14 protein-coding genes are annotated in these 13,255 nt (G+C 71.6%); 3 read left to right on the top strand and 11 right to left on the bottom strand.

Annotated elements, in window-relative coordinates:
- Window positions 1–24 precede the first annotated feature (24 nt).
- Window positions 25–1,113: a UDP-glucuronic acid decarboxylase family protein gene (locus ACFW22_RS06610; RefSeq protein ID WP_386399854.1), complete on the bottom strand. Its 1,089-nt coding sequence runs from the start codon at window positions 1,111–1,113 to the stop codon at window positions 25–27.
- 641 nt (window positions 1,114–1,754) lie between these two features.
- On the opposite strand from ACFW22_RS06610, the gene ACFW22_RS06605 reads away from it, so the two are divergent.
- Window positions 1,755–2,030 (top strand): hypothetical protein, encoded by a 276-nt coding sequence (locus tag ACFW22_RS06605; protein ID WP_386399851.1) that lies wholly within the window; start codon window positions 1,755–1,757, stop codon window positions 2,028–2,030.
- 3 nt (window positions 2,031–2,033) lie between these two features.
- The gene (locus ACFW22_RS06600) at window positions 2,034–2,756 is read left to right on the top strand and encodes a transposase (RefSeq protein WP_386399848.1); all 723 of its coding nucleotides are present in this window, start codon (window positions 2,034–2,036) and stop codon (window positions 2,754–2,756) included.
- Between the two features lie 111 nt (window positions 2,757–2,867).
- On the opposite strand, the gene coaD is transcribed toward ACFW22_RS06600, so the two are convergent.
- A complete protein-coding gene (coaD, locus tag ACFW22_RS06595; protein WP_386399845.1) occupies window positions 2,868–3,344 on the bottom strand; it encodes a pantetheine-phosphate adenylyltransferase in 477 nt (158 codons plus the stop codon).
- Window positions 3,345–3,592: 248 nt separating this feature from the next.
- Here coaD and ACFW22_RS06590 point away from each other — a divergent pair, with 248 nt between their 5' ends.
- Window positions 3,593–3,778 (top strand): hypothetical protein, encoded by a 186-nt coding sequence (locus tag ACFW22_RS06590; protein ID WP_386399842.1) that lies wholly within the window; start codon window positions 3,593–3,595, stop codon window positions 3,776–3,778.
- Between the two features lie 61 nt (window positions 3,779–3,839).
- Here ACFW22_RS06590 and ACFW22_RS06585 read toward each other — a convergent pair whose 3' ends face one another.
- The 9 genes from ACFW22_RS06585 to ACFW22_RS06545 all read right to left on the bottom strand — a co-directional run bounded on the left by ACFW22_RS06585 (window position 3,840) and on the right by ACFW22_RS06545 (window position 13,232).
- Window positions 3,840–5,246 carry an NADH-quinone oxidoreductase subunit N gene (locus ACFW22_RS06585; protein WP_386399839.1) on the bottom strand — a complete coding sequence of 469 codons (1,407 nt, stop codon included), beginning with the start codon at window positions 5,244–5,246 and terminating at the stop codon, window positions 3,840–3,842.
- Window positions 5,247–5,251: 5 nt separating this feature from the next.
- Complete coding sequence (locus ACFW22_RS06580; protein ID WP_386399981.1) at window positions 5,252–6,757, bottom strand: NuoM family protein; 1,506 nt, start codon at window positions 6,755–6,757, stop codon at window positions 5,252–5,254.
- Between the two features lie 5 nt (window positions 6,758–6,762).
- Entirely contained in the window at window positions 6,763–8,610 is a 1,848-nt protein-coding gene (locus ACFW22_RS06575) for an NADH-quinone oxidoreductase subunit L (protein WP_386399837.1), read from the bottom strand.
- Window positions 8,607–8,912, bottom strand: coding sequence for an NADH-quinone oxidoreductase subunit NuoK (locus ACFW22_RS06570; protein ID WP_386399834.1), 306 nt, complete (start codon window positions 8,910–8,912; stop codon window positions 8,607–8,609). The genes ACFW22_RS06575 and ACFW22_RS06570 overlap by 4 nt, the downstream gene beginning before the upstream one ends.
- Complete coding sequence (locus tag ACFW22_RS06565; protein WP_386399979.1) at window positions 8,909–9,445, bottom strand: NADH-quinone oxidoreductase subunit J; 537 nt, start codon at window positions 9,443–9,445, stop codon at window positions 8,909–8,911. Before ACFW22_RS06565 ends, ACFW22_RS06570 begins: the two co-directional genes overlap by 4 nt.
- A gap of 20 nt (window positions 9,446–9,465) precedes the next feature.
- Window positions 9,466–10,353, bottom strand: a complete 888-nt coding sequence (locus ACFW22_RS06560) for a complex I subunit 1 family protein (RefSeq protein ID WP_386399831.1) — start codon at window positions 10,351–10,353, stop codon at window positions 9,466–9,468.
- Window positions 10,346–11,551 (bottom strand): hypothetical protein, encoded by a 1,206-nt coding sequence (locus tag ACFW22_RS06555; RefSeq protein ID WP_386399829.1) that lies wholly within the window; start codon window positions 11,549–11,551, stop codon window positions 10,346–10,348. Before ACFW22_RS06555 ends, ACFW22_RS06560 begins: the two co-directional genes overlap by 8 nt.
- The gene (locus ACFW22_RS06550) at window positions 11,542–11,898 is read right to left on the bottom strand and encodes an NADH-quinone oxidoreductase subunit A (protein WP_386399826.1); all 357 of its coding nucleotides are present in this window, start codon (window positions 11,896–11,898) and stop codon (window positions 11,542–11,544) included. Before ACFW22_RS06550 ends, ACFW22_RS06555 begins: the two co-directional genes overlap by 10 nt.
- Before the next feature lie 80 nt (window positions 11,899–11,978).
- Complete coding sequence (locus ACFW22_RS06545; protein ID WP_386399823.1) at window positions 11,979–13,232, bottom strand: hypothetical protein; 1,254 nt, start codon at window positions 13,230–13,232, stop codon at window positions 11,979–11,981.
- Window positions 13,233–13,255: the final 23 nt, after the last annotated feature.

Below are 13,255 nucleotides of genomic sequence, written 5' to 3'. Positions count from 1 at the left end.
GGGCGGCCCGCCGCGGTGCGCGGGTCAGCCGCCGGCTACGGCCGCTCCGGGGGCGGCGGACGTCACGCCGGTGGCGGCGCCGGTCGGGCCCGGGATCGTCTGTGGTGTGAGGGGCGCCGTCGCGGTCAGCGGAACCGTTTCGTCCTGGCCGCCGCGGATTGCTGCTGCCGAGGCGCCGAGGCGGTCCGCACGGGCGGAGAAGTACGCGACCGTGCGCCGCAGGCCCTCGGTGATGTCGACCTCCGGTTCCCAGCCCAGTACCTCGCGGGCGCGGGTGATGACCGGGCGGCGGCGGACCGGGTCGTCGACCGGCAGGGGGTGGTGCTTCACCTCGGAGGACGAGCCGGTCATCTCCAGGACGAGCCGCGCGAGTTCGGAGACGGTCCGCTCGACCGGGTTGCCGAGGTTGAAGGGTCCCAGTTCGGCGGAGTCGAGGAGCGAGACCAGGCCGCGGACCAGGTCGTCGACGTAGCAGAAGCTGCGGGTCTGCCCGCCGTCGCCGTAGATGGTGAGCGGTTCGCCGGTCAGGGCCTGGGTGATGAAGCTGGACACCACACGGCCGTCGTGTGCGCGCATGCGGGGGCCGTAGGTGTTGAAGATCCGGGCGATGCCGACGTCGACCCCGTGCGTGCGGCGGTACGCGGTCGAGACCGCTTCAGCGTATCGTTTCGCCTCGTCATAGACGCTGCGCGGGCCGATCGAGTTGACATTGCCCCAGTACGTCTCCTCCTGCGGATGGACCAGTGGATCGCCGTAGATCTCGCTCGTCGATGCGAGGACGAAGCGCGCGTCGTGCTGCAGGGCCAGCCGGAGGGCGTTCTCGGTGCCGCGACTCCCGACCGCGAGCGTCTCCAGGGGGTGGCGCAGGTAGTCGGGCGGGGAGGCCGGGGACGCCAGGTGGGCGACGGCGTCGACGCGACCGGCCACCTGCACGGAGGTGCTCACGTCTGCGTGCTGGAACTCGAAGGACGGGTGGCTCAGGAGAGGGGCGATGTTCTCCGGGGAGCCCGTCATGAAGTTGTCGAGGCACACCACGGAGTCGCCGCGCCGCAGAAGCGCCTCGCAGAGGTGCGACCCAAGGAAGCCTCCGCCGCCGGTTACGGCAACGCGCATGTGTTTCTCCAGGGATTGAGGAGCGGAATGACCTGGGGCTCCATCGGTCGGACCGTCGAACGAAGGAACGGTTCTGTGATCCACCGGACGGGGCCATCTCGCAAGATGCAGCACGAGAGTATGGGCATATGTAGGCATTTTTAATGAGGCAGGTCGTGGACTGGTCCGATCGGCGGATCCCCCACACGGGTGCACGGGGCGCTTGCCCGGTTCGCGCCACCGCCGCATGTCGAACGGTGCAATCGGACGGCTTCACTCGAACGTGTCGGCCTCGGTGTCCGGAACCGCCTTTCACGCCCCACGCCCACCGCGGTGAGGGGCTTCCGTGACCAGTTGCCCCCGCAGCACGTCACCGGCCCGAGGGCCGTGCCGGTGAAGGCGTGGACGACGTCGCGCTGCCGGTCCGCCCCGTCCGGACGCCGAGGGCGCTGCCGTCGTCCCCGTGACAGGCGGCCCCGGAAGCACGGAGGTCGTGCTGGTGGCCGGGGTGGGGTCACGACGACGGTCGACCGCCCGACCGGATTTCCCGCGCCTGTTGCCGATGAGACCATGGTGACGTGCCGCTTGCCGCCGGGGACGTGCGACGTCGACCAGGGACAACGAGGGCGAGGCGTGGGGCGATCGAGTTTTGTAGGAGACAAGTGAAGCGTCTGTCCGGTTGGTTGTTCGACGGGCTCGATCGCTACCTCCGCCTCTCTCGGACGGTTCGGGTGACGATCGCGATCGTGGTTTTCCTCGCGCTCTTCATCGGCCTCTCCCACCAGCCGGCCATCCTGCGATGGCCGCTGTCGTGCGGAGTGGGCAATCTGTTCTTCGGCCTTGCGCACAGCGAGCCGCGGTCCGAGCCGTCCGGTGCCGGTTCCCTCACGACGAGGCTCCGCCGGTCCCGGCACGGGGCCGGCCGCAAGGACCAGTAGGGCTTGGGCAGGGGTCTGGGCGAACGGGGCCTGCACGACGTGGTCGGCATCTCCACCACACCCACCGCCCATCCGGCCTCGGCCCGCCCCATCACCCCGCCCTACGGTGGCGTCGGACGGCGACCGGTGGCCAGCTGTCCCGACCCTGCCCGCAGGGTGAAGGCGCTGGTCATCGAGGCGGGTCGCGGTTCGGCCAAGCCGGGGTCCTGGCGCGAGGGCTCACGCCCGGGCAGGGGGCGCACCGGGCTCAAGCGCATGTACTCGCGGTTCGTCGCCCTGCGGATCCGCCCCGCCGGACGCGAGATCCGCGATGCCACCGAGGGCGTTGAGCCGGCCGAGTGCCGGGTGCTTGCCGAGTGGCCCGCCAAGGAGGCCGAGCCGGTGCAGTTCTGGCTCTCCGACCGGCCCGCCGATACCCCGCTGACCACTCTGGTCCGCCCGGTCGAGCTCCGCTGGCGCATCGAGCACGACCACCGGGAGGCGAAGCAGGCCCTGGGGCTTGCCCACTTCGAGGGCCGCACGTTCAACGGCTGGCACCACCACGTCCCCCCCCGCCTCCCCCGCCCACGCCTTCTGCACCCTGCGGAGGCTGACCCACGCCCCCAAAGAAACGGCATCGGCCTGAGCCTCTACCGGGTCGTCCGCGAAGTTCAGTTGCTGCTCGCCACCTGGGCCGGCGCCTGCCCTACCTGCCACCGCGACATACCCGCATCCATACGGACCTGACCAAGCCCTACTGGGGTCGCTCCGGACGGGGACCGGGGATCACGGAGACCTCCACCCGCCGTCGAGGGTGCGGCCCCTCGCGAGGGGGTCCGGCCGTGCGCGAGGCACGTTTCAGGAACCCGCGCCGTCACCTCCAGTTGCCGGAAGGGGCCCGGTCGGATCGTCGTCCGGCACGCGGCGCTGTTGCCCCACCGTGGTGACGAGGGTGGAAGAGACGTGGGCCAAGACCGGGTTCGCAGGGATGAAGAACGTTTCCGCTCCGGTCAGTTCGTGGTTCATGCGGGCCATCGGCATTTCGTGGCCCAGGTCGGAAACGCCGCGGACCCCGCGGATGACCACGTCGATTCCGGCCCGGCTCACGTAGTCGACCAGCAGGCCGTCCGTGTGGGAGTCGACCGTCACGTTGCTCAAGTCGGCCGCAACCGTGCGAAGCCGGTCCAGCCGTTCCGCGACGGGGAAACGACCCGTCTTGTGCGCATGGGACATCACGCACACGACGACCTCGTCGAACAGGAGGGCCGCACGCCGGAGTACGTCCTGGTGCCCTGGGGTGACCGGGTCGAAGGATCCTGGGAAGAGGGCTCGCATGGTGTGAGAGGGTAACGAGCGGCCGTTCCCCCGGTGGCGAAACGCCGGGCAGTCGAGCCGCCTGGACCGAGCATGACGGAGAAGGGCACCCGACGGCCCGGAGCCCTCCAGTTCGCGGTGCCCGCGCATGCGGACGCGGGGGAGTTCCCGAAGGGGCCCGTGCCGGTGGTGGACCATGAGCGGAACGTCCGAAGGGCGGGGCTCGGCTCCCACCCCTCCACGCCCTCCACACGCCAACAGGAGCGACCATGAACAGATGGACGGCATACGGGACCGTCGTTGCGGGTGCAATGCTTCTCGCCCTCGACGTGTCCGGCACCATCACCACGATCCCCTACTCGATCTTCGCCGTCCTCGTGGGCACCGGACTCGTCGTCGACGGAATGCGAAGGGCGCTTCACCTCCGACGCCGGAGGAACCCCCGGACCCGGTAGCGGCGGATTCCTGAGGGGCCGTCACCCCGTCCCGGCTCGTGGGCGGGAAGGACGGTTTCGCTCATGCCCCCAAGGCGGGGAGGACCGCTCCCGCGGCGAGGCCGAGTCCCAGGGAGAACAGGGCCGACGCGTAGGCGACCCCGCGTGCGGACCGGTCGCCCGTGGCGAGGGCCGCACCGTCGCCCCGGGACACCGCCGGCACGATCCAGCGCAGGTAGTAGAAGAGGGAGGCCACGGTGTTCGCCGCGGCCAGGACCGCCAACCAGGTGTAACCACCGTCGAAAGCAGCGGTGAACGCCTCCAGTTTGCCGACGAAGACGGCGGTCGGAGGGGTGCCCACCAGGCCGAGGAGACAGACGACGAGACTCGCGGCGAGCAGTGGACGGCGGTGCGCGAGACCGCGGTAGTCGGCGAGCCGGGTCGCCCGGGGGAGGGCGCAGACCACGGCGAAGGCCCCGAGGTTCGTGACGGCGTACGCGGCCGCGTAGAACAGGAGTGCGGGTGTGGCGAGAGCGGAGCGTCCCGCGACGGCGACCGGCATGAGGAGGTAGCCGACCTGGCTGATGGTCGAGTACGCCAGGAGCCGCTTCACGTCGTCCTGGAAGAAGGCCGCCAGATTGCCCAGCGTCATCGAGGCCGCGGCCACCGCGGCCACCCCGACGGCCCACGGCATTCCGCTGGGGGCGAGCACGCCCTCGCCGAGGCGCAACAGGGCTGCCAGGGCGCCGATCTTGGGGATCGTGGTCAGGAAGGCCGCCACCGGGCGGCTGCTGCCTTGCACGGCGTCCGGTACCCAGAAGTGGGCGGGAACGGCCCCCGCCTTGAACAGCACGCCCGCGAGCAGTCCGACGGCCCCTGCGCTGACCAGCCCGTCCGGTGCACGGGACAGCGAGGACGCCAGCGCCGGGTAGCCGGTGCCGCGCCCCGCGGCGTACAGGACGGTGATGCCGGCCAGCATGAGCACGCCGAGCAGCGCGCCGGTCACGTAGTACTTGAGCGCGGCCTCCGTGCCGGGTCCGTCCTTGCGGAAGCCCGCCAGGGTGTATGCGGGGATGCTTGCCAGCAGGTAGCCGGCGGCGAGGAGCAGCAGGTCCTGGGTACCGGCCATCATGAGGGCCCCGAGCGCCGACAGCTGGAGGAGCACATGGGTTTCGCTCTCGCGGGGGTGCGCCCGGAAGGGCGAGGCGAAGAGGGCGAGGACGAGGAGGAGCGTGCCCAGGACGACGATCCGGGACGTGTTGCTGACCGGATCGACGGTGAACGCGCCGCCGAACGCGGTCAGATCGGGGCGGACCGCGGCGAGGGCCGAGGCCACGATGCCCGCGCCGGCGGCAACGGCCGCGAGCAGGCCCACCAGCCACTGGCGGTGGCGCGGCAGCCACGACCCGAGGAGCAGCCCGAGCACCGCCGAGGCCGTGAGCAGCACCTCGGGGAGGATGTCGAGGGGGTTCTCGTTCATCGTGCTCATGGGGTTCATCGGGTGAGCTGCTCCAGCACCGTGCGGGAAGCGGGCTCGATGACGTCGAGGAGGAAACGGGGCGCGACGCCGATCACCACGGCCGCGGCGAGCAGCGGTACGACGGCGAGGCTCTCGTGTCTGCGGAGGTCGGGGAAGGCGAGGGGGGTGCCCGGTGCCCCGGGGAGGCGCAGCGGGCCCATCAGGACCTGTCGCAGCGCACGGAGGAAGAGGGCGGCGGTGAGCAGGATGCCGAGGACGGAGAGCGAGGTGGCCAGGGGGCGCGGCCCGAGGGAGCCGGTGAAGATCTGGAACTCCGCCACGAAACCGGAGAAGCCGGGAAGGCCGAGCGAGGCGAAGGCGGCCACGCCGGTCAGCGCGGCGAACACGGGGGCGAGGGAGGCGACCCCGCCGTAGGCGGTCATCTCGTAGGTCCGGCCCCGCTCGTGCAGCGCGCCCGCGAGGAGGAACAGGGCACCGGTGATCAGGCCGTGGCTGACCATTTGGGTGACCGAGCCGGTGACCGCGAGCGAGCGTGCTTGGGCGGAGGTGTCGGCGACGGCAGCGGCGGCACCGACCGCCAGGACGATGTACCCCATGTGGTTCACCGAGGTGTAGGCCACCATCCGCTTGAAGTGGGTCTGGGCGAGGGCGACCAGGGCGCCGTGCAGGACGGACAGCACTCCGATCACGACGATGACGGCCGCGTAGCGACGCCAGGCGTCCGGCAGCATCGGCATGGCGATGCGCAGGAACCCGTACGTTCCCATCTTCAGGAGGACCCCGGCGAGGATCGCGGAGCCTGCCGCGGGCGCTTCGGTGTGGGCCGGCGGCAGCCAGGTGTGGAAGGGGAACGTGGGCGTCTTCACCGCGAGGCCGATTCCGATGGCGAGCAGGACGAGCGCGGCGTACGCGGAGCGACCGGCGAGCGGGTTCTGCCGGATCAGGTCGACCATGTCGAAGGTGTGCGGAGCCGCCGCCAGGTACAGGGCGATGAACCCGAGCAGCAGCACCAGTGAACCGACGAAGGTGTAGAGGAAGAACATCAGCGCCGCCCGTCGTGCGCCGCTGTGCCCCCAGCCCGCGATCACGAAGAACATCGCCACGATCGACAGGTCGAAGAAGACGAAGAACAGGATGAGGTCGAGCGAGGCGAACAGGCCGAGGCAAGTGGTCTGGAGGAAGAGGAACAGGGCGGCGAACAGCCGGGGGCGCCGGTTCTCGCGGAGCGAGTACACCGAGCAGGCGAGGAACAGGAAACAGGTGAGGGCGAGCAGCGGCAGCGACAGGCCGTCGACGCCGATGTGGTAGCCCACGCCCGCGCTGGGAATCCATCGCGCCCGCACCTCGTACTGCGTTCCGCCGGTCGACTCGTATCCCGCCCACAGGGCGATGACCAGACCGAGTTCGCCGGCCGTCGTCGCCACCCAGACGGCCCGCAGCACCCGTTCGGGGACGGCGGGCGGGGCGGCGAGGAGCAACAGGGCGATCGCGGACGGGGCGAAGACGAGGGCGGTGAGCAAGCGGGTCACCTCACGAGGACGAGCACGACGGCGAGGAGGACGAAGGCGGCGACGGCCTGGACGAGGTACTGGTGCAACTGACCGGTCTGTGGGCGGCGGGCCCAACGGCCCAGCCGTCTGGCGGTGGTGGCGACGCCCCCGACGGCGGAGTCGATCGCTCCTTCGACGTGGTGGGCCGTCCATCGGGCCCACGCGAGGGCACCGCTGGCCGTGGCGTCCACCGCGCGGTCGAGCACCACGTGGTCGAGGACCGCGGCGGCGTCGGCGGCCCGAAGGGTGGGTGCCACGAACAGCCGTCGCGCGGCACGCTCCAGGGAGAGCCAGTCCCCGGCCCACGCCGCCAGCCCCCGGGGCATCGGGGCCGGGCGGGCACCCCAGGCCCAGGCGGCGCCCGCGGTGACCAGGGCGAGAACCCCGGACAGGGCGAACTCCGCGGCCCTCGCCTCCGCTTGGTCTCCCGCGCCGAGGTACTCGCTCAGCGCGTCCCGCAGCGGGGGGAACGCCAGGGGGGTCAGCGCGAGGCAGCCGAGGGCCGGCAGCGCGAGCGGGGCGACGGCACCGCCGGGGATCCGCGGACCGTCCCCGGTGCTTCGCACCGGCGGGCTCCAGACGAAGCGGAGGATCCTGGCGCTGTAGGCGGCGGAGAGCACGGCCGCCGCGAGGCCGGTCGCGTACAGCCACGGACTGTCGTCGAGGGCGCCGGCCAGCAGGACGTCCTTCGCCGCCCACAGGGAGAGCGGGGGCAGACCGGCCAGGGACAGGGCGCCCACCGTGCAGAGGGCGCCGACGGTGCGGTAGGACCGGGCGGCTCCACGGAGCTCGGACAGCTGCCGGGTGCCCCAGGCCGTCAGCCAAGCACCGGCCACCAGGAAGAGCAGGCTCTTGGCCGCCGCGTGGGCGGCCAACTGGAGGGTTCCGCCGGTGGTCGCCCCGACTCCGGCCGCCATCACCATGAAGCCGATCTGCGCACAGGTGGATGCGGCCAGCAGCTGTTTGAGGTCGGTTTGCGCGATGGCGACCAGCCCGAGGGCAACGGCGGTCACCGCGCCCGTCCACGCCGCCGCGGTCGCGCCCCAGCCGGAGGCGGCGAGCAGCGGCCCGGTCCGCAGCAGCAGATAGGCGCCGGCCACCACCATCGTCGCCGAGTGCAGCAGTGCGGAGACCGGGCTCGGTCCCTGCATCGCCCGGGACAGCCAGAAGCCGAACGGGAGCTGTGCGGACTTGCCGAAGGCCGCGACCAGCAGTCCCGCCGTCGCGAAGGACGCCCAGGGGTCCTCGGCCCGGACGAGCCCGTCGAGGTCGAGTGCACCGGGGTCGGCCGCCAGGGCTGCTCCCGCCGCGAGGTAGAGCCCCAGGTCGGCCGTGCGGGTGGTGAGGAAGGCGGTCTCGGCCGCCGCCGTACGGGCGGGCTCGCGCCACCAGTAGCCGATGAGCGCCCACGAGGTGGCGCCCATGACCTCCCAGCCGAGGAGGAGGGTCGGGAGGGTGGTGGCGGTGACGGTGACCAGCATGCTCCCGGCGAAGAGCAGCATGAGCCCGAAGAACCGCGCCCGTGCCTCCGCCGCACCGAACTCCGCCGCACTGAACAGCAGGACGACGAGTGCGACGGCGGCGACGGTGATGACGAGCACTCCGGAAAGTCCGTCCACCGCGAGGCCGAGGGGCAGTCCCTGGAGGAAGGGCGCCCGGGCCGCGGGATGGCGGACGGCGGCGGTGACGGCGAGGCCCAGCGTCACGGCGGCGACCGCGAGGGCCGTGCCCGCGGCCCACCGGTCGGCCGCCCGCCCGGTGACGAGCAGCGCGGTCCCGGCCAGCGGTGGCAGCAGGACCAGCAGCCACAGCAAGGGGCTCATTCCCTCAACTCCGCCGCACCGTCCGTCATGTCGACCTCGCGGGACCGGAACAGGGCCGTGACGACCGCGAACCCGATCGCCATCTCCAAGGCCATGGCGGTGACGGCGACCACGATCAGCACCTGTCCGGCGGCCTCTGCGGGCGCGATGAAGTGCCAGGCCGCGCCCGCGGCGAGCATGACCCCGCCCAACATCAGCTCCAGCCCCATCATCAGCATCACGACGGACTGCTGGGTCAGCGCACCGAACAGTCCGATGCAGAACAGGGCCGAGGCGAGGAGCAGGAAGGTTTCCAGGTTCACCGGCCCACCCCGCCGCGCACCGGGTCCTCGGGGGAGGCGCTCCGCAGGTCGTCGCCGTAGCGGTCGTACCGGCCGCGCGGAGTGGCGAGGACGACCGTGGCCACGATGGTGGCGAACAGGGCCATGCCGAGGGTCATCATGGTGAGCATCTGCGGCCCCATCAGGGAGATCCCCAGGTCTCGGGTCGGATCGGCAGGGGCGTCTCCTTGCCGTCGGGGCCACGGGGCGAGCAGGATCCCGATGACCAGCAGGGCGAAGGTCAGGGCGCAGAGGGCTGCGGCGCCCCGCCGGTTGTGCACCATCGTCATCGGCATCAGACCCGCCGGATTCATCATGAACATGATCATGAAGACGGCCATGACGGCCATCTCGATCGTCATCATCAGGACGGTGACGATGCCGAGGTAGTCCAGACCGAGCACCACCAACTGTCCGCCCACGCACAGCAGGGCCGTGAGCAGGGCGAAGGTCGCCCGTGCCATCGAGTCGAAACGGAACACCATGATTCCGCCCGCCACCGCCACCGCGGCCATCACCCAGAACGCCGCCGTGCTCACCTGCCCAGCACCACCAAGGCCACCACCAGCGCCTGCACCACCGCCAGCGGCGTCAGGACCACCCAGGTCAGCTCCACGTAACGCTCCGTCCTCAAGGTCGGTACCCGGCGCCGCACCCACAGCAGGAACCCCAGCACCGCGGCCGTCTTGACCACCGTCCACAACCAGCCCGGCAGCACCGGTCCGTGGCCGCCGCCGAGGAACAGCGGTACGGAGAACGCGGCGGCCACCACCAGCAAGAGCCACCGCCCGCCCAGGAACAGCAGCCGGTCCACGCCGGACAGCTCCGCTGCCGCACCGCCCGCCACGTCGGCCCCGACCGGCTGGTCGAACGGTCCCCAGAAGGCCATCGCCAGGGCGCTCAACAGATAGATCCCGAACGCCAGCGGCATCCACACGGCGAACCACAGCCCGGACTGCGCCTCCACCACCGCACCCACCCGCAGGGACTCGGCACCGAGGGCCGCCGTCGTGATCGCCAGCATGTGCGGCAGCTCGTACGCGAGCCCCTGGGCGAGGAAGCGGTACCCGCCGATCAGCGACAGCGCCGAGTTCGGACCCCACCCCGTCATCCAGACGGCAGCCCACGCCAGTGCCTCCATCGCGTTGAACCAGACGATCCCCTCGGGCAGGTCGGAGAGCGAGCGGAAACCGAGGGGCAGAACCGCGGCGGCGAGGAGGGCGGCCAAGGGAAGCAAACCCGTGCCCACCCGGACGAGAGCGGTGTCCGCGGCGGGCGTGACCCGCCGTTGTTGCACCAACAGCCGCAGCACGCCGCGCCCCGTCCCCGTGGACCGCACGTCGACCACGGCCACCGCCCAGGCGACGAGGACCCACGCCACCGGCAGGACCACGGTCACCCACGGCGGAGCGGTCTCAGTCACGGCCGTGCCCTCCCGACGGGCGCTCGGCGGGCAGTTCGTCCAGGTCGGGGTCGAGGCTCGCCACGACCAGCCGGGCACACGCGAACTCCGCGCCTTCCAGGAGCCCCGGCAGTGCGTCGAGGAGCACCTGCGAAGCCGGGGTCCCGGCGCCCGCACCTCCTCGGGGACCGGTCGGCGGAGCGTCCTGGAGGGACGTGCGCACGGAGATCTCGCCGAGGGCGTGCTCGATCGCGTCCAACCAGCCGAGCAGCCTGCCGTGTACGTCTCCGTCGACCGGCCCCCGGTTCCCGGCACCCACGCCCGCGGTCAGCCAGCGCAGCGTCCACGACCGGCGCAGGCGCCGGACCAGCGGGACGACGTGCGGGGCGAGTGCGTCCTGCGGGGCGCCACCGAGAACCTGGTCCCGGGTGCCGCGTGCCCTGGCCGCCGCATCGTCCCAACCGGCGACGCCGAGGAGCCTGCCGAGGCTGTCGAGATGGGCCGCGCACCGACGCCGGGCCGCCTCTCCCGTCGTCACCGGTTCGCCCTCCAGGGCCCTCAGCCACGGCTCGTTCCAGAAGGCCCGGGGCGGGGCGGAAGGCGGCACGGGCACCGTCTCGACGGAGGCGCGCTGCACGAGGTCGCCCTGGAGGTCCACGCGCAACACCAGCCCCGCCGGCCAGTCCGGCAGGGCGGGCCCGAGCGGCACGTGCAGCCGGTCCAGCCGCAAGCCGTCCCGGTCATCGGCCCGTTCGGCCATCGGGAGCCCGGCGACGGCGCCGGAGTGGCTCTCGTGTCCGGTGTGCGGACCGTGGCTCTCGTGCCCGGCGCCCGAGCGGCCCTCGTGCGCGTGCTCCCCGGGACGCCCCTGTTCATCGGCATCCGCGTGCCCGGCGTGCCGCGCGGGCGGCTCCAGCAGCATCGCGTGTCCCCGGTCCAGCAGATGCGCCGCTTCCTCGGCGGTGCCGATGGTCACCCGTGCCTTCGGGGCGGGAATGCTCCTCCACACGTGCTCGGCCCAGTCGTCCCGACCGAGCGGGAGCGGATCTCCCGCGAAGACCAGGAGGTCGGCATCGGCCGGACCGGTGCTCTGCGGCCAGCCCCTCCGGGCGAGCTCCCGCTCGACCGCCAGGCGCACCCGTGTCCCGCCCGGTGAGGGGACGAGCAGGACGGCCGGCCGGGCGAGGGCCGTCCTGTGGATGCGCGTCCTCAGGTCCACCGGAACGCCCCTTCCCGCCAGGCATATCCCACACCGGCGAGCAGGATGGAGAGGAAGAGGAACATCTCGATGACCGCCGGGGCACCCATCTCGGGAACGACCTTCGTCCACGGGTACATGAAGAGCATCTCCATGTCGAACGCGAGGAAGATCATCGTGACCGGGTACCAGCGCACGTGGAAGCGCGAGACCGCGTGTTGCGCAGGCTCCAGGCCCCCGCTGAACGCTCCGGTGCGCAGCGGCTCCCGCGCCGAGCGGGCCGCGGCCCCCAGCACGCGCAGGAGCAACACGCCCGCCAGGGCGACCGCGGACAAGAGCGCGACCGGTTGCCAACTCGCGTCCCGCACGCCATCACCTTCCCTGCTGGTGGACCGCCGCGTCCACTGTCGGCTGGCAGCATCTCAGCGTCCGGTCGACGCAAAGGTGATCAACACGGGCGAAATGGCGATTCGGTGACGTGGAGGGCCTCGATCCGTCGCTCTCCTCGTCCCTGCGTCCGGTTGCTCCACGGTCCGACCGGACGCATCCGGGCGAGGTCCGGCCTTCCGCAGTCCCGCGCCGGGCACCATGCCGTTGCGTGACCGTGCCCTTGCGCCGCTTTCCCGGCCGGTGTGCAGTCGTCCACAGCGCGTCCTAGCCTGGTTCCAAGGCGATGACCTGCGGAGCGTTCCAGGACGTAGCGGTCGGCGCGGAACCAGATGCTCTGGGCCAGCCGTTTGCCGTTGGCGAGGTATTCGCGTTCGACCGGGACCGTGGTGCTGTTGGCTTGGGTGGTCTCGGTGGCGACCCGGGTGCGCAGTTGATGGCCGACCGTGGTGCTCAGGGAGGCGGAGAAGCCCTCGTACCCCATCGCCGTTTCGGCGGTGACGGAGATCCCGGTGGTGGATTCCACTTCTCGGGCGTTGGTGGTGGACATGCCGATCGTGGCGCTCCGGGACTCCACCCTGTGCACGGGGCCGCTGTGGTCGTCGCAGTGGACGATCTTGTAGAAGCCGTACCGCTTGAGCAGGTGGTACGGGCTCTCCTGTGCCTTGCGGGCTTGCCCCAGGGCGGGGTCGACGCCCAGAGGGGAGGGCAGGGCGGTGGTGCCGATCAGCACTTCGGGCGTGGTTTCGGGGTTGGGCTTGGGGTAGCCGGCCGGTACCGGTACCGGCCGGCGCCCTGGTCGGTCGGGCCGCCCTCCGCCGTGACGATCCGGTCGTAGGTGGTTTCGCGCTCCAACTCCCAGATCTGGGAGTCCCGTCCGCGCCGGACGCCCGGTAGCACTTGTCGACCTGGCCGTTTCCGTTGTCGAAGCCGTCGGGGGTGAGGAAGGGCCGCCGTTCTTGTTGCTGAGCGTGTACCCGGTCCCCTCCGGGCACAGGACCCAGATCTGGCTGTTGCGGATGCTGACGTTGGTGGTGCCGTTCTGCGGGTTGTCGAGGTTGATGCGCACCGTGCCGCTGGAGTAGTCGTCCGCGGTCAGGATGGTCCCGCCGGCCTTCTGCTCGATCAGGTACCCGCCGTTGTCCGGGCTCAGCACGTTCCAGGTCTGCGCCGGCCGGCCCTGCCCGCTGGCGACCGACGGGTAGATCGTGGCACAGGTGCCGGCGCTGAAGTCGGCGCTGGTCAGGTGGAGGCCCGTGCGCTTGTTCTTCAGTCGGTACGAGTAGCCCGCTTCAGGGTTCACCACAGGTGTCATCGGTCCCCCTCCACGCGTGACAC

The organism is Streptomyces sp. NPDC058872, assembly GCF_042743065.1.
In the GTDB taxonomy this organism is placed as follows: domain Bacteria; phylum Actinomycetota; class Actinomycetes; order Streptomycetales; family Streptomycetaceae; genus Streptomyces.
This window is presented reverse-complemented; position numbering and strand designations above follow the sequence as displayed.

Excerpts from the sequence above, each read along its gene's own strand:
- ACFW22_RS06585 (WP_386399839.1), bottom strand. The coding sequence starts at position 5,246 with ATGAGCACGATGAACGAGAACCCCCTCGACATCCTCCCCGAGGTGCTG.
- ACFW22_RS06610 (WP_386399854.1), bottom strand. The coding sequence starts at position 1,113 with ATGCGCGTTGCCGTAACCGGCGGCGGAGGCTTCCTTGGGTCGCACCTC.
- coaD (WP_386399845.1), bottom strand. The coding sequence starts at position 3,344 with ATGCGAGCCCTCTTCCCAGGATCCTTCGACCCGGTCACCCCAGGGCAC.
- ACFW22_RS06545 (WP_386399823.1), bottom strand. The coding sequence starts at position 13,232 with ATGACACCTGTGGTGAACCCTGAAGCGGGCTACTCGTACCGACTGAAG.
- ACFW22_RS06565 (WP_386399979.1), bottom strand. The coding sequence starts at position 9,445 with ATGGCCGCGGTGGCGGTGGCGGGCGGAATCATGGTGTTCCGTTTCGAC.
- ACFW22_RS06590 (WP_386399842.1), top strand. The coding sequence starts at position 3,593 with ATGAACAGATGGACGGCATACGGGACCGTCGTTGCGGGTGCAATGCTT.
- ACFW22_RS06575 (WP_386399837.1), bottom strand. The coding sequence starts at position 8,610 with ATGAGCCCCTTGCTGTGGCTGCTGGTCCTGCTGCCACCGCTGGCCGGG.